Here is a 23696-nt window from a genome sequence, read left to right as displayed (position 1 = left end):
CCCGCCCGAGCAGCGGCCCGGCACGTGCGCGACCCGGGCCGCGCCGGCGCCGCCCTCGCCCACGGCGACCCGGACACGGCGGTCACCGCCCTGCTGGACGTCCCCGACGGCCTCCCGTCCCGCGCCGCGCTCCTCGCGCAGGCGCACCTGGCGGCCGGGCACGCCGAACAGGCCCTGCGCCTGATCGCCGAGGCGGAGGGCGAAGCCGGGACGACCGTGCCGGACCGGGTACGGCTGGCCCTGCTGCACGCCCACCACGCCCTGCTGGACGGCGACGAGGTCGCTGCGCGCGACCGGCTCGTACAGGCCCTGGAGACCGCGCGCCCTGAACTGCTCAGGCGTCCCTTCACGGAAGCCGGCCCGTGGGTACGGCACCTGGTCAGCGGGCTCGACGGGCAGGGCGGCGCGTACGCCTGGCTCACCACCGCCGTCCCGCCGTGTGCGGACACCGTGGTCGAGGAGCTGAGCCCCCGTGAGAAAGAGGTGCTCGCACAGGTGGCGCGCATGATGTCGACCGAGGAGGTGGCCGCCGAGCTGCAGCTGTCGGTCAACACCGTCAAGACCCATCTGCGGGCCATCTTCCGCAAGTTGTCCGTGTCGCGACGCCGCGACGCGGTGGAACGCGCGCGGGAGCTGCACCTCCTGTGACCGGCGCCACCGTGATACCCGTCGTCCCGTCACACCGCCGCGGCGGCCCCGTCACCTGTGACGTCACCTGTGGCGGGTGAGGTGCGCGGCACCGGAGCCGGACCAGTCTGGACCCACCGACCCGACCGGGTCCCGGTGGACGGGGAGGAAGGACGGCTGCCCATGCGCTACGAATTCCGGATCACGGGCCACGTGTCCGAGCCGCTGTCCCACGCCTTCCCGGAACTCGGCACGGTGCGGGCGCCCGGCCAGACCCTGTTCTTCGGCCCCGTCACGGACGAGGCGCACCTCTACGGCCTCCTCGGCCGGTTCCGGGACCTGGGCCTGCGCGTCGAGGAGATGCGGCGCCTGCCCGACTGAGGGCGCCCGCCCGACGGGACCCGGGCGGGCGGACGCCCGATCCGTCCCGGTTCACCCGTCGAGGGTGATCCACAGCGGTCCTGGCGCACGGCACAGTCGAACCGCTATCCCCCCGCCACAAGGAGGACGACATGGAGGGCCTCGTGCCACTGGCGTACGACTATCCGGTTCTCGGGGTGTTCTGGACCACGCTGTGGATCTTCCTGTGGGTCCTGTGGTTCTTCCTGCTGTTCAAGGTCATCCTCGACATCTTCCGGGACCACGACCTGAACGGCTGGGCCAAGGCCGGCTGGCTGGTGTTCGTTCTCGTCCTGCCCTTCCTCGGCGTCTTCGTGTACGTGGTGGCGCGCGGGAAGAACATGGGCCGGCGGGAGCTCCAGCACGCCCAGGACCAGCAACAGGCCATGGACGACTACATCCGGCGAACCGCCGGCTCGGCCGGCGCGAGCGAGGCGGACCAGCTCGCCCGGCTGTCGGAGCTCAAGGCGAGAGGCGACATCACCGAGGAGGAGTACCAGCAGGCCAAGCAGCGCGTCCTGCAGTGAGGGCGTAGGCGGGGCACGTGCGGCCGGCTCGCTAGCCGGCCGCACCCGCGTCGGGCGGATCAGCGGAAGGATCGGGTGCGGTCGGCCGGCGTACGGCGCCCGAGCCCAGGATGATCGCGGCGCGGACCCGCATCGGGCCCTCGCCGCGACGGGAGAGCAGTACGACCTCGTCCACCCGCGCCGACAACGTGCCCAGCCGGGCGGTGCACTCGGCGGCCAGGCTGCGCGGGTCCCGGGTCCGGCCGAGCGAGAGGTGCGGTGTGAACCGGGCGAACCGGCTCCCGCAGAGGGGGAACGGCTCGGCCAGCGCGCGCTGGAGTGCCGCCCACGGGCCGAGGCCGGCCGCGGCGGGGTCCAGCCATACGGTGGAGTAGGCGCGGTGCCGGAAGCTGCGCGCCCCGCTCAACCGGACGGCGAACGGCTCGCGTTCGGCGGCGGCCGAGGCCAGCAGGGGCAGGGCCCGTTCGAAGTCCGCCTCCGGAACGAAGCCGAAGATCAGATTGACATGCGGCGGCCAGCGGCGGATCTGCGGATCGTGCACCTCGCGGACACTCTGGATCGGGGGCCACAGCTCGGGCGGGGGCAGCCACGCCACGGCGGTGCGCGGCGTGGGGGCGACGTCGAGGGTCGCCGGGGGAGCGGGTCCGCCGGCTGGCGGCTGCATGTCTGCCACGCCCTCATGATGCCGGGCCTGCACATCAATACGCGTCCGTCGGACGCACAGATTGAGTCCGGTGGACGTGCCCGCGGGACCGTGCCCGACGGGCTGCAGGGCGCCCTGGCGGCCGACGCGATGCGCGTCGCGGACCCGACGCCGACCTCCTGGTCCGGTCTCCCGCGCCCTGACACTGCCGGCAGCCGCCCGCGCGGAGGGCGCGGAAGGCCGCAGCGGAGGAAAATGGGACCCGGGAGCGTCATGTCTTCCGTCGTCCGATGGGCCAGCCGTTCGCTGACCGCGGTGCTGGCGAGCACCGCGATCGCCTGGGGCGGTGTTGCCGTACCGGCACCCGGCCCGGCACCCGCGGCGACCGCCGTGCCCGCGCCGGAGCCGTACATCGTCCCCGATCCGGACCACGGCCCACCCGGCGAACGAGTGGTCGTGTACGGATACGGGTTCCAGCAGTGCTACGACCCTCCCCTCCCCACGTCGGACGATGCGGCCGGGCCGACGCCCCGCGACATCCACGTCACCTGGCAGGGCGCGAATCCCAGCATCGCCCGGGCCGACCTCGACAGCGGTGAATTCGAGGCCGACATGACCGCACCGTCCGACGCCGCCCCCGGCACGTACGAGGTCCGGGCGGAATGCGTCGGCATCCCTGCCATCCACGCCGAGGCGTGGTTCACGGTGGACGGCGGTGGGAGCCCGAGCCAGCCTCCGGCGACACCGGACGTGACGCTCGATCCCACCGAAGGCCCGGCCGGGACCGAGTCCGTGAAGGTGTTCGGTTCAGGGTTCACCTGTCCGAGCGTGGACGTGCTGTGGGACGGGGCGTCGGTGCGGACGGTCGACGTCGGCGGTGACGGAAGCTTCGCCACCGCGCTGGACGTGGCGACGGATGCGGAGCCCGCCGAGCACACGGTACGGGCCCAGTGCACGGCCTCGGCGGAGACGGGTGACGAGGCCGGGTTCACTGTCGTCGGCCCGCCCCCATCGGAGCCCCCGACTGATTCCCCGTCCGACTCACCGGACACCAGCAACACGCCCGACACGCCCGACACCCCCGACTCGGTCGATGCGATCCCGTTCGGGCTCGTCGTCGGCTCGAGCTTCCTCGGCGTGGCCCTACTCGCCATTGCAGGGGCCGTGCTGCTGAACCACCGCCCCCGAGGCCCGCGCTGGGTGCAGCAGCACGTCAGCGCCCGCCTGCGCCCCACCGCCGGCCTGACCGACGTGGCCGAGCCCTACGAGGGAGCAGGCCCAGGCACCCGCTCCGTACGGCTGGAGCCGCACGCGGACCCCGGCGACCTGAGTGTGAAGGAGGACGGCACATGACCACGGCCCCTGTCCCCGCCGCCCCTGCCCTCGGCCCCCTCACGGTGCGGGCCTTCCTGCTCGGCCCGCAGCCGGGGGAGTCCGCCGAGGCGCTCGCCGACTCGCTGCACGAGCACGACGCCGCCACCGGCGTCCTGCCCCGGGTGCGCGGCCTGACGGACGCGGCGGACCGCGCCGTCGAGCACGAGCTGGCCAACGTCATCGACGGATTCCTCGACCTGGACCTGCTCTCCCTGCTGGCGCACGGCTGGTCCAAGCACTCCGCGCTCAGGGACGCGGCCCACCGCACCCGCCGGTTTCCCGGCAGCGAGGAGGTCGTGGCGCTGGCCACCCACAGCATCACCTCCACCCACCACCCGTACGTGGACGTGCTGGTGGACGGCGCCCCGGCAGCCACCGTCGACGTCGCGCTCGACGTCGCCTTCCGGATCCGCGCCCTGGTGGCGGTCGTCCGCGAGGCCCGACTGACCGGCGTACGCAGCGGGGAGTGCGAGGTCGAGGCGACGCTCGCCGTCCGCGGGATCACCGTCGCCACCCGGCAGGGCCGGCTGGACCTGCCGGCGACGCTGCGCCTGCGCTCCCCGATCGACCTGCTGCCTGCGCGGGAGCCACCGCCGTAGCGTGCTCAGCAGGCGGCGCCGTCGCCCGCAGCGGACCGGGTGAGCACGCGACGGAGCCAGCGGGACCGGGCCTCGCGGGCGTCCTGGCTGAGAGCCGCCTGCGGTGCAAGGGTGTCGAAGCCGTGGAAGGCACCGGGCCATACGTGCAGTTCGGCCTGGCCGCCGGCCTGCCAGATCGCGTTGGCGTAGGCCACGCCCTCGTCCCTGAAGGTCTCGGCAGACCCGACGTCGATGTAGGCCGGGGGCAGCCCGGACAGGTCCGTGGCGCGGGCGGGAGCCGCGTAGGGCGGCAGGTCCGCCGCTCCGTACCGGTCGCCCAGCAGCGCCTGCCACGCGGTGGCGTTGGACGTACGGTCCCAGGTGTCGATGCCGGCCATCTGGTGGCTGGAGAAGGTGGCGTTGCGGTCGTCGAGCATCGGGCACATGAGCAGCTGCCCGATCGGCGCGGGCCCGCCCCGGTCCCGGGTGAGCAGGGCGAGCGCCGCGGCGAGTCCGCCGCCGGCACTCTTGCCCCCGACGATGATCCGGTCCGCGTCGATCCCCAGCTCGGCCGCGTGCCCGGCCGCCCATACGAGTCCGGCGTAGCAGTCCTCCACCGGTCCGGGGTACTGCACCTGCGGTGCCAGCCGGTACTCGACGGAGACCACGGCCAGCTCCAGCGTGAGAGCCCATCCGCGCAGGAGCTGCGGAAGGACGGACCACGCATTGCCCATGACCATTCCGCCGCCGTGCATGTAGTACAGCAGCGGCAGCGGCCCGCCGATCCCGGCCGGCCGTGCACTGACGAGCGTGACCTCGGGCTCGCCCGCCGCTCCCGGGACGTGCAGCTCCGCCACCTCGAAGCGGCCGTCGGCCCGCAGATCCCGGACCGTCGGCCTCGGCCGGACCGCGGCATCCCGCTCCTGCCGGGCGGCGAGGTTGTCCGGGGTGAACGGCTCCCGCGCCGCGCGGCCCGAAGCCGTGAGCGCGACGTCCAGTTCGGGGTCGAAGGGGGGCGCCGGGGCTGCGCCGGCGACCGGGCCGGACCGGTCTGCCTCCGGACCGGAACGGCCCGCCGGTACATCCGTGCTCGCAGGGAACGCTCGTGCCAGGTCCATGCGACGTAGTGAATCAGGCACGGTATCGGCCATCGGCCATCGGCCATGGAACCGGGGGCCGGAGGACCGGGGCAGCGGGGCGACCTGGATGATCGAAGGCATGCTGCAAGAGTCCCTGTCCGTCGCCGCGCTGGTCGTGGTACTGGTCTGCGCCGTCGTCCGTCCCTTCCGATGGCCGGAGGCGGCCTTCGCGGTACCCGCCGCCGCCCTGGTGGTCGCCACGGGCGCGATCGGGCCGACGGCGGTGGGGGAGGAAGCCGCCCGGCTCGGCCCCGTGATCGGATTCCTCGCCGCGGTCCTGGTGCTCGCCAAGCTCTGCGACGACGAGGGGCTCTTCCACGCCTGCGGGACCTGGATGGCCCGCTGGGCGCACCGTCGGCCGCGCCGACTGCTGGGCGCGGTCTTCGGCCTCGCGTCGACGATCACCGCCGCGCTCAGCCTGGACGCCACCGTGGTCCTGCTCACCCCGGTGGTCTTCGCCACGGCCGCCCGCATGGGCGCCCGGCCGAAGCCGCACGCCTACGCGAGCGCCCACCTGTCCAACACCGCCTCACTGCTGCTGCCGGTGTCCAACCTGACGAACCTGCTCGCCTTCACCGCCACCGGGCTGACCTTCACCCGCTTCGCGCTGCTGATGACGCTGCCGTGGCTGGCGGCCATCGCCGTCGAGTACGCCGTCTTCCGCCGCTTCTTCGCCGCCGACCTCGACGCCCCCACCCACCCGGCGGGCACCGAGGAACCGCCGGAGCTGCCGCTGTTCGCGCTGGTGACGGTGGCCGCGACGCTGGCCGGCTTCGCGGTGGCCTCCGCGATCGGCATCGACCCCGCCTGGGCCGCGGCGACCGGTGCGACGGTCATGGCCGTACGCGCCCTCGCCCGGCGCCACACCACCCCGACGGCGATCGTGCGCTCCGCCGCCCTGCCCTTCCTCGCCTTCGTCCTCGCCCTCGGCATCGTCGTACGGGCCGTGGTCGACAACGGGCTCGGCGACGCCCTCGGCGCCGCGCTGCCCGACGGCACCTCGCTTCCGGCACTGCTCGGCATCGCCGCACTCGCCGCGCTGCTCGCGAACCTGATCAACAACCTGCCGGCCGTCCTGGCCCTCGTACCGCTGGCCGCGCCCTCGGGACCGGGAGCCGTCCTGGCCGTCCTGCTCGGGGTCAACATCGGCCCCAACCTCACCTACGCCGGCTCCCTGGCCACCCTGCTGTGGCGGAGCATCGCCCACCGCCACGACCATGACGTCGAGCTGAAGGAGTTCACCCTCCTCGGCCTGCTCACCGTCCCCGCGGCCCTGCTCGCCTCCGTCCTCGCGCTGTGGGCCTCGCTGGCGGCCATCGGCACGTGACCGCGTCCGCTCCCGCTACGAGTGGTCGGGACGGGCGTACGGCCTCGGACCGCCCTGGAGCACCGCCTCGATCTCACCGGCGACATCACCCCGGCCGAGCCGCGCACGGCTGAAGTCCTGCGTCGCCGGCAGCCGCAGGAACAGCTCGTACCCCACGTCGACGCGCACCCGCCCGGACCGGAGCACGAAGTCGTAGGCGTGCCCGCCGCGGGTCCGGCAGTGGGAGAGGAAGTGCAGGTGGTAGCCGGCGGCAGCGACTCCGAGCATGTGGGTGGGGCTGCGGAAGCCGACGATGGTCCCGTGGGCGTCGGTGTGGGTGGAGATCACCTGCCGCGCCACCGCGTCGATCAGCCGGGGGTAGGGGCGGTGCTGCTCGGGGAGCATCCGGGTGACCATGTGGTCGAAGTGACCGTCCACGCGGACCGCGTAGAAGAGGTTCGGGCTCGGGAGCCAGGTGTCGACCATCGCCCGCAGCCCCGCGGCGTCCACCGGCTCCGCCACCTGCCGGTCGTACTCGCCGTGGAAGTAGGTCACGGCCGCCAGCGGCGTTCGGGTGGCCAGGTCGGCTTCACCGGCAGTCCCGTCGGCGCGCAACCGGTAGCACCGGCCGTCGAGGACGATCATCTCGCCGTCGAGCCGGTCGAACGTTCCGATGCCGAAATCTCCGTGCCGCCGGAGCTCGGCGATGGTCGTCGTGCCCTCGTAGACGCCTTCCAGCATGGCCGTCATGGTCGACGTCTGGAAGATCCGCCCCCTGGGCCGGGTGTGTGACACCGGTTGCTGCTGCGGTGTGTCAGGCGGATTCGAGTCCTCCGGTCCGGGCATGTCGCGCTCGTCCCCCCTCGTGTTCCCTGCTCCCGTGAACACCACGGTCCGGCAGCGAGATCCACGCCTGCCCCTCCCCACCGGACCTGCGCCCAGCACGCTAGGGATCCGCCATCACGGTCACAACGGCGCTCACGTGGTCGCGCGTGGTGCACGGCAGTGCGCGGGGCGGCGCCCGGCGTGCGGTGCCCCCTCGCGCGCCCCGCGACGACACGGAATGCCCCCCCGGTGCCTGAGCCCGCCCGCTCGGGCCCGGCTCAGGTGCCGGCGGGGACGGGCCGCCGGCCCCGGACCGCCCATGCGCGGACCACGAGACGGATCGACCCGTCCGGCAGCGCCGGCACGGCCGCGCGCAGCGTGTCGCGCAACCGGTCACGGGTGGGCCGGCCCAGGGTGGCGACATAGCCGGGGGCGGGACCCTGCCCGGCGAGGAACGGCTCCCACAGGTCCGCGAAGCGGGTGAACACGGCGGTGACCTCGATCGGGGCGACCGCCACATCGGCCAGCCCGGCCGCCGTCCACAACCCGCGCAGCGGACCCGGACGGCACACCGGGAACCGGCGGCCCTCGTCCAGGGCCGCGGCCGCGGGGTCCACGGTTGCCGCGGCATCCCAGAAACGGCGCAGCAGCGCCATGCCTTCGGCGTAGTCCCACACGTACGCGGCGACCAGCCCGCCCGGCCGCACCACCCGCACCGCCTCGTCCAGCGCGGCCTGCGGCGCGGGAAGGAAGTTCAGCACCAGCCCGCTGACCACCGCATCGACGGACGCGTCACGCACCGGCAGCGCCTGCCCGTCGGCCACGGCGAACCACGCGCCCCCGGGCGCAGCGGCACGGACCGTGTCCACGAAGCCGGCCGACCGATCCACTCCCACGACCGTCCCGGGGTGGCACCGGGAGGCCAGCACAGCGGTCAGCGCTCCCGTTCCACATCCCACGTCCAGCCACCGCAGACCGTCCCCGCACCCCAGCCACGCGACGAACTCGTCCGCGACGAGCCGGCTCCACCGGCCCATGTACCGCTCGTACGCGTCCCCGGCCGCCCACACGTCGTACTGCTGCTCCGCCATACCCCCTAGGTTCCCCGACCTGACGGGAACCCGCGCCCGGTCCTCACACGGGGACCTGCTCGGCGGCGGCCGCGTCGACGCGCCGGTCCCGGCCGTACTCCGCGACCCGCGGGCCCCGTCCACGGAGCCGGTGACCAGGGCGTACGGCCGGTAGTCGGAGGCGGCGGCCACCGGCCGGCCCTCGCGGCGGTGGGCCGGCGCGGCCGGCGCGACCGGGAGCAGTGGAAGCAGAATGCCGGGCCGTGCTGCCGGGCCCGCGAGCGCCTTCTCCCGGCGCAGCAGAGCGGCCGGCTCGGTGTGGAAGCCGTCCCGGTCGCCGGCGGTGAGCGCGGACGGCGCGCAGCCCGAGCGTGTGCGGGAGGTCGGCCGCGGCCTGCTGCCCGTCGGTCAGCCCGTCGGGCTGTCCCTCGGCCGCGGCGGACCGCTCGCCGACCCGGACCAGGGCGGCCTCGACGGCGGCGAGCCGGTCCGCCCCGGACGGCGGGAAGTCCTGCTCGTCGTCGTCCAAGTCGCCCAGTACGTACGCCGTCAGCCCGGCGATCAGCTCGTCGGTGGGCAGCCCGGACCCCGCCCGCTGTGCCTTCTGCCGGGCGAAATGGAAGGCCTCGCCGTGCCGTTCGTGCCTGTCGGCCAGGACCGACAGGCAGAAGGCGTCGATCCAGTAGCCCGCGGACACGCTCTCCTCCGGCGCGCCGTGGACGGACATCCGCCCGCCGCGCGACATGGCGCTCTGGCCACACCCCAGGCGCAGGGTCTGACAGCCCATCGGCTGAGGTGGACCGGGGAAGCCCCCACTTGCCCCCTTGCCTGCGCGCTCGCTTGCTCGCTCGCGCTGAGCTGGTCTCTACGCGGGATCGGCGAAGTCCGGTGCGGTACCGCGCCCGTCAGGGGCGCGGGGAACTACGCGACCAGCCCCCACCGGCCCGCGATTTCATCACCGCACTTCCAGTGGAGCGCTCAGGCGCCCCCGAGCCAACTGGTCGCGTCCAGGCGGAAGGCCGTCTCCGCGGGGACGACCTCCCGCAGACCGTTCTCGATGTCCCGTACGCGCTCCCCGCCGAGGGCCGCCACCCATTCCGCGCGCAGTTCGTCGAAGACGACGGCCGAGCGGTGGAGTGCGTCGTGGCCGTGCGGGGTGAGGCGCACGAGCTTGCGGCGGGCGTCGTGGGTGTCGTCGATGCGCTCGGCGTAGCCGAGTGCGACCAGCCGGTCGACCGTCTTGCCCGCGGCCTGCTTGGAGACGCCGAGGCGCCGCCCGATCTCGCTGGCGGTCGCGCCGCCGGCGCCGACGGCCTGCATGGCGAAGCCGTGGGCCGGACGCATGTCGGGGTGTCCCTCCTCCGCGAGCCGGGCGTGCAGGCGGTCGATCAGGGTGCGGAAGGCGCCGAAGAGCAGCAGCGGCAGCTCGTAGCCGGGGGTGTCGGAAACCCCCTTGCCCTGATCGACAACCTGGTTTACGTTTTCTCCATCGACTTCGTCAACCATGTTGTCGATTCTAGTCCGTCCACTTCGCCTTCGCGCCCTTCCACCAGGAGCCGCCGTGCACACCGACCTGCCCGCCCGTGCCGCCCACGCCGTCGCCCTGCTGAAGGAGTCCCCACAGACCCTGGAGGGCTTCTTCAAGCTCAGTGAGATCTTCGAGTCGACCACACTCGACCCGCACTCCCGCGAGACCGTCATCCTGACCGTCGCCGCCCGCAATCAGTGCGGTCTGTGCATCGACATGCACGAGGCCAAACTCGCCGGGCTCGGCCCGGCGCCGGACCCCCGACGCCTCGACGCCGTCCGCCGGTTCACCCTCCAGGTGCTCGCCGCCTCCGGTGCGGTGGGCGACGACGACCTGGCCGCGTTCCAGGCCCACGGCTACACCCGGCGCAACGCGCTGGAGGTCGTCCTCGGCATCGGTGCGTACACGGTCTCGACCTTCGCCAACCGCATGAACCGCGCGGAGTAGCGCCGGCCGTCGTCCGTCGTCCGTCGCCCGGCGGACGTCGTCCGCCGGTCGCCGCCGGCCGTCCGCCGGTCGGCGGCGACGGCCGGCGATGGCCGCCGATGGTGGCCGGCCTTCCGCGACCCCGTCGGAATGCGCCCCCGGCCGATTCCCGATGTTCGCCGATGCTCGCCGATGTTCGCGTGTGCATCGCGAAGTGCCGTAGATGTGCGTGTCGTTGGGAGAGTGTGAACGTTCCGAGGGGCTGACGAGGAGGTCTCCCCAAGAAATCTTGTCGAACACCGCTGACGGGCCGGGCGGCCTTGAATCGCCTCCGCGAATCGGTCAGGGTTTCGAAACACCCCAGGAGATCCTTCGGCTCCCCGGGGCTGCACGACCACGCTTTGACGCCCCACACGTCAACACGAGGAGAACCTCCTTCATGTCAACGCACAAACATGCCCGCACACGTTCACGCGGGCTCCGGATCCTTGCAGTGGCCACGGGAGTTGCCACCGCAACCGGCATCTGCATGCTGTTATCGCCACTCGCCGGCGCCACCGCTCCCGCCGAGGGCACGGTGTACGGCCTCGGCGCCCAGGGAGCGGTGGCAGGCAGCTACATCGTCATACTCGACCGGAGCGCGGACAAGCAGGCTCTCGCCAAGAAGTACGGCGGCGAACTCCAGCGCACCTACACGTCCGCGGTCAACGGCTTCTCCGCGTCCGGCCTTTCGGAGACCGGCGCCAAGCGCCTCGCCGCCGACCCCGCGGTCGCCAAGGTCGTCCAGAACAAGAAGTTCTCCATCAACACCACCCAGGACAACCCGCCGTCCTGGGGCCTCGACCGCATCGACCAGACGCAGACGGCGGGGGACAAGAAGTTCACGTACCCCGACGCCGGCGGCGAGGGCGTCACCGCCTACGTCATCGACACCGGCGTACGGATCACGCACAAGGACTTCGGCGGCCGGGCCGAGCACGGCTTCGACGCCGTGGACAACGATCAGAGCGCCGACGACGGCAACGGCCACGGCACGCACGTCGCCGGTACCATAGCCGGCGGGTCCCACGGCGTGGCGAAGAAGTCGAAGATCGTTGCCGTCCGCGTCCTCGACGACAACGGCTCGGGCAGCACCGATCAGGTCGTCGCCGGGATCGACTGGGTGACGCAGCACCACAGCGGCCCTTCCGTGGCCAACATGAGCCTCGGCGGCGGCGCCGACGAGGCGCTCGACGAGGCCGTACGCCGCTCGATCAAGGCGGGCGTCACCTTCGCGGTCGCGGCGGGCAACGAGTCGAGCGACGCCGGACAGGGCTCGCCCTCACGCGTCCGGGAAGCGATCACGGTCGCCTCCAGCACGAAGGCGGACGCCCAGTCCTCCTTCTCCAACTTCGGCTCTGTCGTGGACATCTACGCACCCGGCTCGGACATCACCTCCACCTGGAACGACAGCGACACGGGCACGAAGACCATCTCCGGCACCTCCATGGCTGCCCCGCACGTCGCGGGCGCGGCCGCGCTCTACCTGGCCGGCCACAAGGACGCCGCCCCGGCCGAGGTCGCCCAGGCCCTCACCGCGGGCGCGACCTCGGGCAAGATCACCAATCCGAGCAGCGGAACGCCGAACAAGCTGCTGAAGGTGCTCGACCGATAGCCGGAACCTCCCGGTGAAGCACCGAGGCCGTCGCACCCGAGGGGGGATGCGGCGGCCTCGGCCGTTTCAGGACGCCGCAGCGTGGTAGACGCCATGCGTTCTCCCCGACGGAGACCCGGAGGTACTCATGATTGTCCTGGGACTCATTCTGCTGATCATCGGCTTCCTGACCGGGTTCTCGACCCTCTGGACGATCGGCATGATCCTCGTCGTCATCGGCCTGGTGCTGTGGGTGCTGGGTGCGGCCGGACACGCTGTGGGAGGCCGCAAGCACTACTGGTGACGGCGCGCGCACGGTACGGCCGGGGGCGCAGGAGGCCCTGGCCGGCCGCGACCGGCAAGCCTCGGCAGGTGCGCAGTGGCGAACACCTGGGGCGCACCTCGGGCAGACCTGGGGAACACCTGGGGAACACCTGGGCACCCGTCGCTGAACTGCGGCTTCACCGCGATCCGTTCCCCAGATCGGCGCCGCCGCCGACCACTTGGCGATTGCGCGGCGATGGCTCTATATGGGTGGCGTAACCCGTTCGACCGTTCCAAAAGGCGGGTGTGGGCAGCCGTACGTGCTGCACTGCTCTCTGCACGGCGCGACTGCCCAAGGCAATCCGGCCCGATGACGGCGGTTCGCGCCCCGTTGAGAGGGAGTGCCCATGTCCTGCCGCTCCACGCGCAACGCCGCCCGCCTCAGCCCCGCCGGCTTCTCCGGTACCGCGATCCTCCTCTTCGTGGTCATACTGGCCCTGGCGACCCCCGGTACCGCCGCGCCCTCCAAACCCCGGGCCGACTGGGACGCGATCGCGCAATGCGAGTCGAGCGGCAGATGGCACGCCAACACCGGCAACGGGCACTACGGCGGCCTGCAGTTCACCCAGTCCAGCTGGCGCGCCGCGGGCGGACTCAAGTACGCGCCCCGGGCGGACCTGGCCACCAAGGCCCAGCAGATCAAGGTCGCGGAACGCCTCGCATCGATGCAAGGCATGGGCGCATGGACGTGCGCCAGGCGGCACAGGACCTGACCCCGCGCACACGGACCACCGCCCGTCACCGCTCCAGCACGTCCAGGTAGTGCTGGTTGTGCATGATGCCGAGGACGTTGCCGAAAGGGTCGACCACGGAGGCGGTGACGAAGCCGGGCCCGCGCTCGACCGGCTTGTCGTACACGGTGGCGCCCAGGTCCAGCAGCCGCTGGAAGGCGGCCTCGATCCCGTCCACGTGCCAGTAGGTCACCGCACCGCCGGGCTGCTCCGGGCGGTCCTGCGGGGCGAAGCGGCTGTCGATGATGCCCAGCTCGTGCTGGTAGTCCCCGAGACGGAACTCGACGTACGCGAGCTGCTCTCCGACCTCGCGGCTGAAGTACGGCTCGACGCCGAGCACTTCGGTGTACCAGCGGGCGGCAGCGGCGACGTCCTGGGCGTAGAAGCTGACGGTGGTGAGTCCTCGCAGCATCGGATGGCTCTCCTTCACTCGGTAGGTGATGCCTCTACCCTCCGGCCTAAACTGCTCATCTACTGAGCACTTTTACGGAGGGATTCCGAACTCGTGCGCGCTGACCGGCTGGTGGCCGTCCTCATGCTGATGCAGCGGCGGGACCGGGTGACCGCTGCGGACCTGGCCGCCGAGCTCGAGGTCTCGGTGGCCACGGCCCGCCGGGACCTGGAGGCGCTCGCCGCGGCGGGGGTGCCGGTGTATCCGCAACCCGGACGCGGCGGAGGCTGGTCCCTGGTCGGTGGCGCCCGGACCGACCTGAGCGGGCTGACCGCGCCCGAGGCCCGGGCCCTGTTCCTGCTGGCCGGCCCGGGCGCTGCGGTCTCCGCCGAGGCCGAGGCGGCCCTGCGCAAGCTCCTGACGGCCCTGCCCCGGACCTTCCGGGCGGAGGCCGAAGCCGCCACCGAGGCGACCGTGATCGACCCCGTGCGGTGGGGCGAGCGGGACCGGCCCCGCCCCGCGACGGTCGAGCTGCTGCAGAACGCCGTGGTACGCCGCCGCAAGGTTCGCCTGAGCTACGCCGGCCGCACCCGCGAGCCGACCGTACGCCTGGCCGACCCGTGGGGCCTGATCGACAAGGACGGCACCTGGTACCTCCTGGCCGGTACCGAACACGGGCGGCGGACCTTCCGGGTGGACCGGATCCTCGGGGCCGAACCGACCGAGCAGCCCGCAGAGCGCCCCGAGGGCTTCGCCCTCGACGCCGTCTGGGCGGAGGTCGTCGAGGAGATCGAGCTGCGGCGCGGACGCACGTGGGCGACCGTACTGATCGAGGAGCGCCACCTCCCCGTCCTGCGCGACCGCTTCGGGCGGCACTGCCACACCGAAGGGCCGGCCGACCGGGGGCGGCTCCGGGTCCGCCTCGCCGCCCCCACCGCACTGGACCTCGCCCGCCAACTCGCCGGCTGGGGCGCCCTGGTGGAGGTCCTCGAACCCCGCTCCGTCCAGGACGAACTCGCCCGCATCGGCGCGGAACTGCTCGCCCGGTACGGCACGGCAGGCGGTGCCTGACCGATGCCCGACCGGTAGCGGCGCCCGGGCGAACGGGGTGGTGGTCAGCCGTCGCGCACGACGTTTCCGTCCTCGTCGAGCACGGGGTGGATGCGTTCGGGGTCATGGCTGTCGGTGTCGGACGGGCGCGGACCTTCCGGCCCGTCAGGGCCCCAGCGCAGTAACCGGCGGGTGCGGCCGATCTGGTAGACGGTGCCCTCGAACTCCAGGCGGTTGACCCGGCCGGCCCGGAGCCTGTCGGCGGCCTCGGCGAATCCGGCCAGTTCCTCCGCATCCGGGCCGCCGGCCTTCGCCGCAGAGCGGGCGTCGGCCTCGAAGTTCGTGTCGACGGGGATGAGGCCGTGCATGCGCGGCCAGGCCCAAGTCAGGCAGAAATCGAGGGACTTGCGGGCCGCGTGCGCACTGACGTGCGGGCCGCTGACCGGCTTCCAGCCGCGGTCGCTGCGCTCCACGACCGTGAACGTCGTCGGCAGCAGCAGGACGCGCGGATGGGTGTCCAGCGCCCGGCGCGAGTCACTGCGCACGTCGTCGGGGAACCGCTGCCCGGTGTAGCACAGGTTGCGCAGCGCCAGCTGCTCCAGAGCCTGGGTCGGGGTGACCGGCGCCTCCGGGTCCAGGACCAGGTCGTCGTCGATCCCCGGCTCCTTGGCGCGACGGTCCCAGTCGGGAACGGGAGGCTCGGGATCGGTCGGCCGCGGCTGTTCCATGCCGTCGGGGCCCGTGCCCGCGTACTCCTCGGCGCGCACCACCCGGTACCGGGTGGTGCCCACCGTGACGTCGTCGACGCGCTCGCTCTCCAGCCGGGCGACCGCCGCCAGCAGGGCACGCCGCTCCGCCCTGTCCCGGGCATCGTCCTTCGCGCGGAACCACAACAGCGAATTCAGGCTGTCGCGCGCGTATTGCGGGCAGGCGCCCCCCACCGCGATCACCACCCGCCATCGCCGCCCGTCGTCTGGGCCCTGCGCGGCCACCCCGAACAGCGGGCCGCGCACCACCAGGTTGCCGGCCCGTGTGATGGCATCGACGGCGTCTGCTTCCACAGCGGCTTCCACCGGCTCCACCGGCACCCGCACCACTGTCGGCCGGTGCGCCGGGCCCGGCTCCATATTCCCGCGGTCCATTCCTCCATCCTGCCCACTCCGGCGCACCGCCGATGCCCGTTCCCCGATTCCCCACCCGCCAGGGGGTCACGGGTGGCGAGTTCTGCACGCCGTCGGGGTGCAACGGAGGCGCAACGGGGTGCTGCGCGGGGCCGATCGGAGTGCCGGCCCCGCGCAGCCGTGACCGGAAAGCACCGCCCGGCGATACTCGGACATATACCCTGATACTCGACGGTAGGGACACGTACTCCGGGAGGCACCATGAGCGAACGGCCGGTTCTTCTGCCCTACGCCGACCCGGCCTTCGTCGCGGACCCGTTCCCGCTCTACCGGCAACTGCGCGAGGACGGGCCGGTGCGCCGTGCCGTCATCGCGGGCGGCCTGGAAGCCTGGCTCGTCACCCGCTACGACGACGGACTCGCGGCCCTGTCCGACCCCCGCCTCAGCAGCGACGTCCGCGACGCCTCGGACACCCGGCTGCTGCAGCAGCTGCCCGAGACGGAGCGCGAGTCGATGCTCAGCAACATGCTCCGCAGCGACCCGCCCGACCACACCCGCCTGCGCCGCCTGGTCTCCAAGGCGTTCACCGCACGCCGAGTGGCCGGCATGCGCCCCCGGATCCAGTCCCTCACCGACCACTTCCTGGACGCGGTCGTCCCGGCCGGCCGCGCCGACCTCGTCGCGGACTTCGCGCTGCCGCTCCCGGTCACGGTGATCAGCGAACTGCTCGGGGTGCCGGTCGACGACCGCCACGACTTCCAGCACTGGACCGACCGCATGATCATGCGGGGCGCGCAGCCGCCGGACCCCGCCGTCGTCGACGAGGCGTGGCAGCACATGCGCGGCTACGTGACCGGGCTCGTCCAGGCCAAACGGGCACAGCCCGGTGACGACCTGCTCAGCGGCCTGGTCACCGCCCGGGACGAGGAACAGCAGCTGACCGAGGACGAGCTGATCGCCATGGTGTTCCTGCTGCTGGCCGCCGGGTACATCACCACCGTCAACCTGATCGGCGGCGGCATCGCCACCCTGCTGGCCCACCCGGACCAGCTCGCCCTGCTGCGCTCCGCCCCCGAGCTGCTGCCGGGCGCCATCGAGGAGTTCCTCCGCTACGACGGCCCGGTCAGCCCCGGCATCGCCCGGTTCGCACGCGAGGACGTCGAGATCGCGGGCGTGGCCGTCCCGCGCGGCGCGACCGTGCTGATCGCCTCGGCCATCGCCGACCGCGACCCGGCGCGGTTCCCCGACCCCGACCGCCTCGACATCACCCGGCAGGACAACGCCCACCTCGCGTTCGGGCACGGCATCCACTACTGCCTGGGTGCGCCGTTGGCCCGGCTGGAGGGGCAGATCGCCATCGGCACCGCCCTACGCCGGCTCCCCGGGCTGGCCCTCGCCGTACCGCCGGACGAGATCCGCTGGCGCCCCGGCGGCCTGCGCGGCCCCGAGAGCCTCCCGGTCACCTTCACGCCCGGCGGCTAGCGCCGCGCTCTGCCCGGCCGTTCATCCATGGTGGTGGCCGGGGCGGGGGGTGAGGTCGGCGGTGTCGAAGTACAGGTCGGATTCGACGTCGATCTCGACGGGGACGTCCCGCCCGTCCACGACCGCCACGGCAGCCGCCTTCTCGGCCTCCCGCAGCCGCCCGCCCGGCGTGTTGGGGCGGCCGGTCACGCTGATCGCGATGCCGCCTCGGAGTTCGTCGTCGGAGACCCGCAGGCCGTGGAGACCGACGGCCAGCAGCTGGTCGAACTCCTGCTGGGCGCCCGGGTGGAAGGGGCCGGTGATCCGGTGGGCCAGGAAGAGTTCCGGCCCGCTGCCGAAGAGGATGTACGGCAGCGGCTCGGGGCGTAGGGCGTCCGGGGCGAACCGGTGGTGGAAGACCACGTCCCCCACCTCGGCCCGGACGTCGGAGGCGATCTCCACCGGTGGATCGGGATGGGCGGGCGGCTGTTCGAAGTGGTGCCGGAACAGCGTCCCGGTGAAGGACGTCCGCTCGGGCGGTTCACCGTGGTCGCCGGGGAACAGGTCGGGCAGCACGAACTTCTCGGGCGCGAACGTGTGGAACCGGGCCTCCGGATGCGCCTTCTTGTCGTCGAAGTAGGCGGCGTCGGAGGGCCCGAAGGAGCCATGCAGGACCACCTGCCGGTTGTGCGGGGCATCGGCCATCGACAGGTGGTAGAGGAAGATGCAGCTGTTTCCCACCACCGCCATGCCGTGGAAGCCAGGCGGGTCGGGCATCGGGTGTCCGTCACCGTGATCCGTGTGGTTACCGTGCTCGTGCATGCCGGCCATCCCTTCGGCGTGGCTGCTCGCACCGCTGCCCCGCTCGGGCTGTCGCCGGACTGCGAGCACCGGACTGCGGAGCAGGAGTCGAGCGCCTGTCGGTGTCGGCGTAGGACGTACCCGCGTAGGAGGGGTTTCCGGTATCGCCGACCGGTTCCCGTCGGGCGTCTCGGCGCCACCGACGGTCGGCGGATCTCGACTCAAGGTTCTCTCGGGTCCCCTTGCCCCGCAAGCCGCCACCTGTTCTGAAATCGGGCGGTTCGTCTGCCTTGGGCGCACTGATGACGAGCCGCCGTACGCGGCCTCCTCACCACTGCGGGCCGCAGTTGGGGAGGTAGGGCTTCTTCTCGCACACCGGGGGAGCGGGGTACTTGGGCTTCACGATCGTGTGCGGGATGACGTAGGAGGGCAGGTTTCCCTTCTCCTTCTGGATGGACCTGCGCGCAGGACTGTCGGCATCGCCGTCGGCCACCACGGTCACCGCGGAGGAAGGTGTGGCGACGGCGGCGGAAGCCGAGGTCGCGAGCATGGCACCGGATGCCAGGGCGGTCATGACCAGGCCCGTCCCGATCGCGAGCTTCCGGCCGCGCCGGCGCTGGACGACTATGGGGTGGGCGATGGTGTGCGTCATGGGAAGGGTCCTTCGTCGTGCAGGCGGACCACCGTCCTGGCCCTGCGAACGTGAGGGCGAGACGTCGGATCGGCCTCGCCGTATGCCCTGCGAAGCGGAATGGGCACATCTCCAGTAGGCCCGAGCCGACGCCACCGGTCAGGTCGCGGGAAGACGTGTCTCGACGAGGACGGACGCCTGTGCTACGGGCCCCAGGGCCGGCTTACGACGCCTGCGGCAGCGCTGTGCGTACACGTAGTCCAGGGGTGCCCAGGCGGCCGTCCCCACGCCCCGCCGCCGACGGAAGAACGCTCAGTCGAGACAGAACTCGTTGCCTTCGACGTCCTGCATCAGCAGGCACGACTCGTTCTTTTCATCGGCAACCAGAAGCTGCACGCGTACCGCGCCGAGCGGGACCAGTCGTGCGCACTCGGCCTCGAGGGCGGCCACCCGCTCCTCACCCACGAGCCCGGTGCCGACCCGCACGTCGAGATGCACGCGGTTCTTGACGACCTTGCCTTCGGGAACGCGCTGGAAGTACAGCCGGGGGCCCACACCCGTGGGGTCACTGCACGCGAACCGCGAACCCCGCTCCTCGGGCGGCAGCGAGCGGTTGAAATCGTCCCACGTGGCAAACCCCACCGGCGGCGCCGGTGGGACGTACCCCAGCACCTCGCACCAGAAACGACCGACGCGCTCAGGTTCCGCGCAGTCGAAAGTGACCTGGAACTGCTTGATCGTTGACATCGGGTCACCGTAGCAGGGCGATTGTGACTGCTCATCTCCCCCTCAGGAAGCGGACGTTGAGCGGCGGTCGGTCACCACCAGGCTGCCGTCCGGGGTGCGCCGCGCGCGGTGGCCGGTGCGGAGGTAGCCGTCGGCGGTGAAGGCGCGTGCATTGTGCTCGGGCGCCCGGTAGTAGCCCCGGAGGGTGTACGGACCGCGGGCGAGGAGTTCGCCGGGCTCCCCGTCGGGCACGTCCTCGCCCTTGCCGTCGACGATGCGGATCTCGTCGTCGTCAGACAGCGGGCGGCCCTGAGCGGTGAGCACGGTCTCGTCCGGATCGGCGGGCCGGGTGAGGACGAGCGGCCCCTCGGCCGAACCGAAGACCTGCTGCAGGCGGCAGCCCGGTCCGGGGCCCACCCGCTCGGCGGCCGGCCGGGGCAGGGGCGCGCCGCCGACCTGCACGAGGCGCAGACTGCTCACGTCGGCCCGGGCGTCGGGAAGCGCGTCCAGCCAGTGCCGGGCGACGTCGGGCAGCAGCGACGTGACGGTGACCCGCTCCCGTTCGACGACCGGAAGGCACGCGGCGGGACCCGGGTCCTCGACGAGGACGACGGTGCCGCCGACGGAGAGGGTGCCGACGATGCCGGGGCAGCCGAAGGCGAGGTTGGACTCGGCGGGCACCGCGGCGAGGTACACGTCGTCCCCGGTGAGCGAGACCAGCTCGGCGGCGGCCCGCGCCTGGTAGGCGTAGTCGTCGTGGGTGCGCGGAACGAGCCGGGGCGGCGTGCCGGCGGAGCCGGACAGCAGCAGGAACGCCACCTGGTCGGCGCTCTGCGCGAGCGCCGGCTCGGGGGCGGCGTCGACGGTGGCGAGCGGGGAGTACTGGCAGCCCCACGGGTCGGTCGTGAGCCCCCCGTACGGGGACGAGGTGCCCGGCGCCTCGTAGGTGAACACCCGCCGCAGGAAGGGTCGTCGGGCCGCGATGTCCGCGGCCATCGCCGTGTGGTCGAAGCCCTGGTGCGTCGAGGGGCCGACGTAGCCGACGGCCTGGGTGACGCGCACCAGCTCCGGCACCTCGGACGCGCGGTGCCGGAGCGGGCAGAACACGGGGACCGCGCCGGCGCGCATCAGCGCGAACACGGTGACGACGAACTCGGGAACGTTCGGCAGCTGGACGACGACCCGCATCCCGGGCCGCAGTCCGCGCAGCCGGAATCCGGCGGCCATCCGGTCCACACGCCGGTTCAGGTGCGCGTACGTGATGCGGGTGGCGCCGTGCACGAGCGCGGTCCGCGGTCCGTACTCCGACGCCCAGCCGCGCAGCAGGTTGTCCAGCGTATTGCCGCGCCAGTGCCCGGCCGCCCAGTAGCGGTCGACGAACTCCTCGGGCCAGGGCGTACAGCCGTCCAGCAGGCGTGTCATGGGCTTCCTTCCGTACCGGTTCCCGACCCGGACGGCCGCGCGGGTCGCGGTGGCCGGGGAGCCGGATGCACCCCCGCCGCTGTGACCTTGGTGATCCAAATCCGTCAACGCCCCTGTACGCAATGTGCTGTCCCGACCACGGGCGCCGAACCCCCTCGGCAGAAGCTCCAACGGGCGCCGCTGACCAGGAGGAACGGGCCCGGGTCGGCCGGGCCTCCCGCTGTTCGCGCGGCGCCCTGCCCCCGCACGCTCGGCCCCGCAGCCGAGGCGGGGGAGCGGCATGTCTGCTTAGGTGGTGTAGGGGCGGGCAGATGCGTGGCACGTCGATCAACCGTTCGACCCCGGGCCTGGCGCGGGGTCGTCGGCGCAAGGGAGTGAACGTCCATGGTGGAGGTGGCCGGTACCCCGGGTGAACGGGCGGCCGCCGCGCGGCGGCGGCCTACCGCAAGCACGAGCCGGCCGGGTGGTGCCCCGTGTGCGGCCTGAGCGGGGAAGTGCGGTTCGACGGACGGCGACCGGAACTCGCCACGATCGAACGCATGACCGACGAACTCGAGGACCGGGGGCCTGACGGCAGAGGCGTGTGGTCGCAAGGGGCCGTGGCACTCGGACACCGACGGCTGAAGATCATCGACCTGTCGGAGAGCGGCGCCCAGCCCATGACCGACCCGCAGCTCGGCATCACCGGCGTCTTCAACGGCTGCATCTACAACTACCGCGACCTGCGCGGACGCCTCGAAGGGTACGGACACCGCTTCTTCTCCGACTCCGACACGGAAGTCCTGCTCAAGGCTTACGGACAGTGGGGCCACGGCTGCGTGGAGCACCTCCTGGGCATGTTCGCCTTCGCCGTGGCGGAACACCACACCGGCCGCGTGGTGCTGGGCCGTGACCGGCTCGGCATCAAGCCGCTGTACCTCACCCGCAACGGCGACCGCCTCCGCTTCGCCTCGTCCCTGCCCGCCCTGCTGGCGGGCGGCGGCGTCGACACGTCCCTCGACCCGGTGGCGCTCCACCAGTACCTCAGCTGGCACGGCACGGTGGCCGCGCCCCGGACCGTGCTGTCCGGCGTACGCAAACTGCCGCAGGCCACCGTCCGCGTCGTCGAACGGGACGGCGCCTACCGCGACCACCGCTACTGGCAGCCGACGTACACCCGCCACTCGGAACTCGGCGACGACCCGGAGCTGTGGCGGGAGGCCGTACTCGACGCGCTGCGCACGGCCGTACGGCGTCGCACCGTCGCGGACGTGCCGGTCGGCGTGCTGCTCTCCGGTGGGCTCGACTCCAGCCTGATCGTGGCCCTGCTGGCCGAAGCGGGACACACGGACATGGCCACCTTCGCGATGGGCTTCGAGGCCGAGAGCGGGGAGGAAGGGGACGAGTTCCGGTACTCGGACATGGTCGCCCGCCAGTTCTCGACGGAGCACAACCAGTTCCTGATCCCCTCCGACCGGCTGCCCGCCGCGTTGGAAGCGGCGATCGGCGCCATGAGCGAGCCCATGGTCAGCCACGACGCCGTGGCCTTCCACCTCCTGGCGGAGCAGGTCGCCAAGGAGGTCAAGGTGGTGCTGTGCGGCCAGGGGGCGGACGAGGTCTTCGCCGGCTACCGCTGGTATCCCCGCATCGCCGCCGCGGCCCGGGCCGATGCGGCGGACGCGTACGCGACCGTCTACTTCGACCGTACGCACGCCGGTGTGGAGGACCTGCTGTGCCGGGACGTGCTGGCCGGGCGCGACGTGTCGCGGGACTTCGTCCGCGCGCACATGGCCGCCCCCGGCGCCGAGACCGCTCTGGACGCGGCGCTCCGGCTCGACGTCCACGCCCTCATGGCGGACGACCCCGTCAAGCGGGTCGACAACATGACGATGGCCTGGGGCCTGGAGGCCCGTGTGCCCTTCCTGGACCACGAGCTCGTGGAACTGGCCGCCGCCTGCCCGCCGGAGCTCAAACTCCCGCAGGGCGGCAAGACGGTCCTCAAGGACATCGGCCGCACCATCCTGCCCCGCGAGGTCGTCGACCGTCCCAAGGGGTACTTCCCGGTACCGGCGGTCCGGCACATGGCCGAGCCGGTGCTGACCCGGGTACGCGAGGCCCTGACCGCCCCGGAAGCACGCCGCCGCGGCCTCTTCGACCAGGGCCGCCTCGCCGAGCTGCTCAAGGATCCCGCCCGCCACCGCACCACGCGCGGAGCCAGCACCCTGTGGCAGGTGGCATCGCTGGAGATCTGGCTGCAGACTCACGGAGTGAACTGACACCGGACGGTGAGAGTCCCCGGAAGCCCCCGCGAGGCCGACATGCCCCTGGACCGCTCCGAACGTCAGCCCCTGGACGCCTCCGGAACCCAGCACCGTCTCGGACCCGCCGGTACGGCGGCACAGGGCCCCGGGCCGGCCCCCGTCCCGGTTCCCGTGCCCGACACCCCTGCCGTGGACCCGCCGGCGGTGCTCACCGTCCACGGCTGCTGGTACCCCTCGGCCGACCCGACGGGCGACCACGTGGCCTTCATCTGCGACCGGGCCGGCGTACCGCAGCTGTGGAGCGGCCCGGCCCGCGGAGGGGAGACCCACGTCCTCGACGCCGACCCGCACCCGGTGATCGAGGTCTCCTGGTCACCCGACGGACGCTGGATCGCGTACACCTCGGCGCCGGGAGGCGGCGAGCACACGCGGGTGATGGTGGTACGCCCGGACGGGACCGGCCGGCAGGTGCTCGCCGGGGCCGAGCCCGGCGCCTCCGCCCACCTGGGCTGCTGGACCCGCGACGGATCGGCGCTGGCCGTCACCGTCGCCCAGCCCTCCGCGGCCCCGGGCGCCCACAGCGGCGCCGGCCACCTGCCCGAGGACGCCGGCCCTGCCGGCACCGGCGGACCCCCGGGGGAGGCCTGGGCGGAACGCGACGGCCGTGCGACCCTGCTCGAACCGCCGGACCGGGTGGCGCAGCCGGCCGGGGGCCTGCGGCCC

General features: G+C 72.8%; 26 protein-coding genes. 14 read left to right on the top strand and 12 right to left on the bottom strand.

What is annotated here, in order from left to right:
* The 3 genes from GPJ59_RS15290 to GPJ59_RS15280 form a co-directional block, all read left to right on the top strand.
* A partial coding sequence (locus GPJ59_RS15290; RefSeq protein ID WP_219667677.1) for a helix-turn-helix domain-containing protein occupies window positions 1–648 on the top strand: 648 nt, incomplete at its 5' end.
* Between the two features lie 162 nt (window positions 649–810).
* Window positions 811–1008 (top strand): hypothetical protein, encoded by a 198-nt coding sequence (locus tag GPJ59_RS15285; RefSeq protein WP_219667676.1) that lies wholly within the window; start codon window positions 811–813, stop codon window positions 1006–1008.
* Window positions 1009–1139: 131 nt separating this feature from the next.
* Window positions 1140–1553, top strand: a complete 414-nt coding sequence (locus GPJ59_RS15280) for an SHOCT domain-containing protein (RefSeq protein ID WP_219667675.1) — start codon at window positions 1140–1142, stop codon at window positions 1551–1553.
* A gap of 31 nt (window positions 1554–1584) precedes the next feature.
* Here GPJ59_RS15280 and GPJ59_RS15275 read toward each other — a convergent pair whose 3' ends face one another.
* Window positions 1585–2217, bottom strand: coding sequence for a 2'-5' RNA ligase family protein (locus tag GPJ59_RS15275; protein ID WP_219667679.1), 633 nt, complete (start codon window positions 2215–2217; stop codon window positions 1585–1587).
* 252 nt (window positions 2218–2469) lie between these two features.
* On the opposite strand from GPJ59_RS15275, the gene GPJ59_RS15270 reads away from it, so the two are divergent.
* Window positions 2470–3549, top strand: coding sequence for a hypothetical protein (locus GPJ59_RS15270; RefSeq protein ID WP_219667674.1), 1080 nt, complete (start codon window positions 2470–2472; stop codon window positions 3547–3549).
* Complete coding sequence (locus GPJ59_RS15265; protein WP_219667673.1) at window positions 3546–4169, top strand: hypothetical protein; 624 nt, start codon at window positions 3546–3548, stop codon at window positions 4167–4169. Before GPJ59_RS15270 ends, GPJ59_RS15265 begins: the two co-directional genes overlap by 4 nt.
* Window positions 4170–4174: 5 nt before the next feature.
* On the opposite strand, the gene GPJ59_RS15260 is transcribed toward GPJ59_RS15265, so the two are convergent.
* A complete protein-coding gene (locus GPJ59_RS15260) occupies window positions 4175–5266 on the bottom strand; it encodes an alpha/beta hydrolase (RefSeq protein WP_219667672.1) in 1092 nt (363 codons plus the stop codon).
* A gap of 100 nt (window positions 5267–5366) precedes the next feature.
* Between GPJ59_RS15260 and GPJ59_RS15255 the strand changes: the two genes are divergently transcribed.
* Window positions 5367–6614, top strand: coding sequence for an SLC13 family permease (locus GPJ59_RS15255; RefSeq protein ID WP_258024416.1), 1248 nt, complete (start codon window positions 5367–5369; stop codon window positions 6612–6614).
* A gap of 15 nt (window positions 6615–6629) precedes the next feature.
* Here GPJ59_RS15255 and budA read toward each other — a convergent pair whose 3' ends face one another.
* The 4 genes from budA to GPJ59_RS15235 form a co-directional block, all read right to left on the bottom strand.
* The gene (budA, locus tag GPJ59_RS15250; RefSeq protein ID WP_258024415.1) at window positions 6630–7439 is read right to left on the bottom strand and encodes an acetolactate decarboxylase; all 810 of its coding nucleotides are present in this window, start codon (window positions 7437–7439) and stop codon (window positions 6630–6632) included.
* A gap of 257 nt (window positions 7440–7696) precedes the next feature.
* On the bottom strand, window positions 7697–8509 hold the full coding sequence (locus tag GPJ59_RS15245) for a class I SAM-dependent methyltransferase (protein WP_219667669.1): 813 nt from the start codon (window positions 8507–8509) through the stop codon (window positions 7697–7699).
* Between the two features lie 43 nt (window positions 8510–8552).
* Entirely contained in the window at window positions 8553–9275 is a 723-nt protein-coding gene (locus GPJ59_RS15240; RefSeq protein ID WP_219667668.1) for a hypothetical protein, read from the bottom strand.
* Between the two features lie 191 nt (window positions 9276–9466).
* The gene (locus GPJ59_RS15235) at window positions 9467–9994 is read right to left on the bottom strand and encodes a MarR family winged helix-turn-helix transcriptional regulator (protein ID WP_219667667.1); all 528 of its coding nucleotides are present in this window, start codon (window positions 9992–9994) and stop codon (window positions 9467–9469) included.
* 55 nt (window positions 9995–10049) lie between these two features.
* Here GPJ59_RS15235 and GPJ59_RS15230 point away from each other — a divergent pair, with 55 nt between their 5' ends.
* The 4 genes from GPJ59_RS15230 (at window position 10050) to GPJ59_RS15215 (ending at window position 13112) form a co-directional block, all read left to right on the top strand.
* A complete protein-coding gene (locus tag GPJ59_RS15230) occupies window positions 10050–10463 on the top strand; it encodes a carboxymuconolactone decarboxylase family protein (RefSeq protein ID WP_308120307.1) in 414 nt (137 codons plus the stop codon).
* Window positions 10464–10881: 418 nt separating this feature from the next.
* A complete protein-coding gene (locus tag GPJ59_RS15225; RefSeq protein WP_219667665.1) occupies window positions 10882–12096 on the top strand; it encodes a S8 family peptidase in 1215 nt (404 codons plus the stop codon).
* A gap of 127 nt (window positions 12097–12223) precedes the next feature.
* Window positions 12224–12379 carry a DUF6131 family protein gene (locus GPJ59_RS15220; protein WP_219667664.1) on the top strand — a complete coding sequence of 52 codons (156 nt, stop codon included), beginning with the start codon at window positions 12224–12226 and terminating at the stop codon, window positions 12377–12379.
* 367 nt (window positions 12380–12746) lie between these two features.
* Window positions 12747–13112: a transglycosylase family protein gene (locus GPJ59_RS15215; RefSeq protein WP_219667663.1), complete on the top strand. Its 366-nt coding sequence runs from the start codon at window positions 12747–12749 to the stop codon at window positions 13110–13112.
* A 25-nt stretch (window positions 13113–13137) separates the two neighbouring features.
* On the opposite strand, the gene GPJ59_RS15210 is transcribed toward GPJ59_RS15215, so the two are convergent.
* A complete protein-coding gene (locus GPJ59_RS15210) occupies window positions 13138–13542 on the bottom strand; it encodes a VOC family protein (protein ID WP_219667662.1) in 405 nt (134 codons plus the stop codon).
* Between the two features lie 93 nt (window positions 13543–13635).
* Between GPJ59_RS15210 and GPJ59_RS15205 the strand changes: the two genes are divergently transcribed.
* On the top strand, window positions 13636–14592 hold the full coding sequence (locus GPJ59_RS15205; RefSeq protein WP_308120306.1) for a helix-turn-helix transcriptional regulator: 957 nt from the start codon (window positions 13636–13638) through the stop codon (window positions 14590–14592).
* Between the two features lie 44 nt (window positions 14593–14636).
* Here GPJ59_RS15205 and GPJ59_RS15200 read toward each other — a convergent pair whose 3' ends face one another.
* Window positions 14637–15713, bottom strand: a complete 1077-nt coding sequence (locus GPJ59_RS15200) for a DUF5954 family protein (protein ID WP_219667661.1) — start codon at window positions 15711–15713, stop codon at window positions 14637–14639.
* A gap of 240 nt (window positions 15714–15953) precedes the next feature.
* On the opposite strand from GPJ59_RS15200, the gene GPJ59_RS15195 reads away from it, so the two are divergent.
* Window positions 15954–17174 (top strand): cytochrome P450 family protein, encoded by a 1221-nt coding sequence (locus GPJ59_RS15195; protein WP_219667660.1) that lies wholly within the window; start codon window positions 15954–15956, stop codon window positions 17172–17174.
* Between the two features lie 21 nt (window positions 17175–17195).
* Here the strand turns inward: GPJ59_RS15195 and GPJ59_RS15190 are convergent, their stop codons facing one another.
* The 4 genes from GPJ59_RS15190 to GPJ59_RS15175 all read right to left on the bottom strand — a co-directional run bounded on the left by GPJ59_RS15190 (window position 17196) and on the right by GPJ59_RS15175 (window position 20733).
* Complete coding sequence (locus tag GPJ59_RS15190; RefSeq protein WP_219667659.1) at window positions 17196–17975, bottom strand: hypothetical protein; 780 nt, start codon at window positions 17973–17975, stop codon at window positions 17196–17198.
* Between the two features lie 307 nt (window positions 17976–18282).
* Window positions 18283–18606: a hypothetical protein gene (locus tag GPJ59_RS15185; protein WP_219667658.1), complete on the bottom strand. Its 324-nt coding sequence runs from the start codon at window positions 18604–18606 to the stop codon at window positions 18283–18285.
* A gap of 291 nt (window positions 18607–18897) precedes the next feature.
* Window positions 18898–19332: a VOC family protein gene (locus GPJ59_RS15180; protein WP_219667657.1), complete on the bottom strand. Its 435-nt coding sequence runs from the start codon at window positions 19330–19332 to the stop codon at window positions 18898–18900.
* A gap of 42 nt (window positions 19333–19374) precedes the next feature.
* Window positions 19375–20733 carry a (2,3-dihydroxybenzoyl)adenylate synthase gene (locus GPJ59_RS15175; RefSeq protein ID WP_219667656.1) on the bottom strand — a complete coding sequence of 453 codons (1359 nt, stop codon included), beginning with the start codon at window positions 20731–20733 and terminating at the stop codon, window positions 19375–19377.
* A gap of 473 nt (window positions 20734–21206) precedes the next feature.
* Between GPJ59_RS15175 and GPJ59_RS15170 the strand changes: the two genes are divergently transcribed.
* Window positions 21207–22988, top strand: a complete 1782-nt coding sequence (locus GPJ59_RS15170; RefSeq protein WP_219667655.1) for an N-acetylglutaminylglutamine amidotransferase — start codon at window positions 21207–21209, stop codon at window positions 22986–22988.
* A 156-nt stretch (window positions 22989–23144) separates the two neighbouring features.
* Window positions 23145–23696: TolB family protein (locus tag GPJ59_RS37435; RefSeq protein WP_374200854.1), on the top strand; the 552-nt coding region annotated here is incomplete at its 3' end.

Source organism: Streptomyces bambusae (assembly GCF_019400985.1).
In the GTDB taxonomy this organism is placed as follows: domain Bacteria; phylum Actinomycetota; class Actinomycetes; order Streptomycetales; family Streptomycetaceae; genus Streptomyces; species Streptomyces bambusae_A.
This window is presented reverse-complemented; position numbering and strand designations above follow the sequence as displayed.

Coding starts and splice junctions, on each gene's coding strand:
- GPJ59_RS15285 (WP_219667676.1), top strand. CDS start 811: ATGCGCTACGAATTCCGGATCACGGGCCACGTGTCCGAGCCGCTGTCC.
- GPJ59_RS15280 (WP_219667675.1), top strand. CDS start 1,140: ATGGAGGGCCTCGTGCCACTGGCGTACGACTATCCGGTTCTCGGGGTG.
- GPJ59_RS15275 (WP_219667679.1), bottom strand. CDS start 2,217: ATGCAGCCGCCAGCCGGCGGACCCGCTCCCCCGGCGACCCTCGACGTC.
- GPJ59_RS15270 (WP_219667674.1), top strand. CDS start 2,470: ATGTCTTCCGTCGTCCGATGGGCCAGCCGTTCGCTGACCGCGGTGCTG.
- GPJ59_RS15265 (WP_219667673.1), top strand. CDS start 3,546: ATGACCACGGCCCCTGTCCCCGCCGCCCCTGCCCTCGGCCCCCTCACG.
- GPJ59_RS15260 (WP_219667672.1), bottom strand. CDS start 5,266: ATGGACCTGGCACGAGCGTTCCCTGCGAGCACGGATGTACCGGCGGGC.
- GPJ59_RS15255 (WP_258024416.1), top strand. CDS start 5,367: ATGCTGCAAGAGTCCCTGTCCGTCGCCGCGCTGGTCGTGGTACTGGTC.
- budA (WP_258024415.1), bottom strand. CDS start 7,439: ATGCCCGGACCGGAGGACTCGAATCCGCCTGACACACCGCAGCAGCAA.
- GPJ59_RS15245 (WP_219667669.1), bottom strand. CDS start 8,509: ATGGCGGAGCAGCAGTACGACGTGTGGGCGGCCGGGGACGCGTACGAG.
- GPJ59_RS15240 (WP_219667668.1), bottom strand. CDS start 9,275: ATGGGCTGTCAGACCCTGCGCCTGGGGTGTGGCCAGAGCGCCATGTCG.
- GPJ59_RS15235 (WP_219667667.1), bottom strand. CDS start 9,994: ATGGTTGACGAAGTCGATGGAGAAAACGTAAACCAGGTTGTCGATCAG.
- GPJ59_RS15225 (WP_219667665.1), top strand. CDS start 10,882: ATGTCAACGCACAAACATGCCCGCACACGTTCACGCGGGCTCCGGATC.
- GPJ59_RS15220 (WP_219667664.1), top strand. CDS start 12,224: ATGATTGTCCTGGGACTCATTCTGCTGATCATCGGCTTCCTGACCGGG.
- GPJ59_RS15215 (WP_219667663.1), top strand. CDS start 12,747: ATGTCCTGCCGCTCCACGCGCAACGCCGCCCGCCTCAGCCCCGCCGGC.
- GPJ59_RS15210 (WP_219667662.1), bottom strand. CDS start 13,542: ATGCTGCGAGGACTCACCACCGTCAGCTTCTACGCCCAGGACGTCGCC.
- GPJ59_RS15200 (WP_219667661.1), bottom strand. CDS start 15,713: ATGGACCGCGGGAATATGGAGCCGGGCCCGGCGCACCGGCCGACAGTG.
- GPJ59_RS15195 (WP_219667660.1), top strand. CDS start 15,954: ATGAGCGAACGGCCGGTTCTTCTGCCCTACGCCGACCCGGCCTTCGTC.
- GPJ59_RS15190 (WP_219667659.1), bottom strand. CDS start 17,975: ATGCACGAGCACGGTAACCACACGGATCACGGTGACGGACACCCGATG.
- GPJ59_RS15185 (WP_219667658.1), bottom strand. CDS start 18,606: ATGACGCACACCATCGCCCACCCCATAGTCGTCCAGCGCCGGCGCGGC.
- GPJ59_RS15180 (WP_219667657.1), bottom strand. CDS start 19,332: ATGTCAACGATCAAGCAGTTCCAGGTCACTTTCGACTGCGCGGAACCT.
- GPJ59_RS15175 (WP_219667656.1), bottom strand. CDS start 20,733: ATGACACGCCTGCTGGACGGCTGTACGCCCTGGCCCGAGGAGTTCGTC.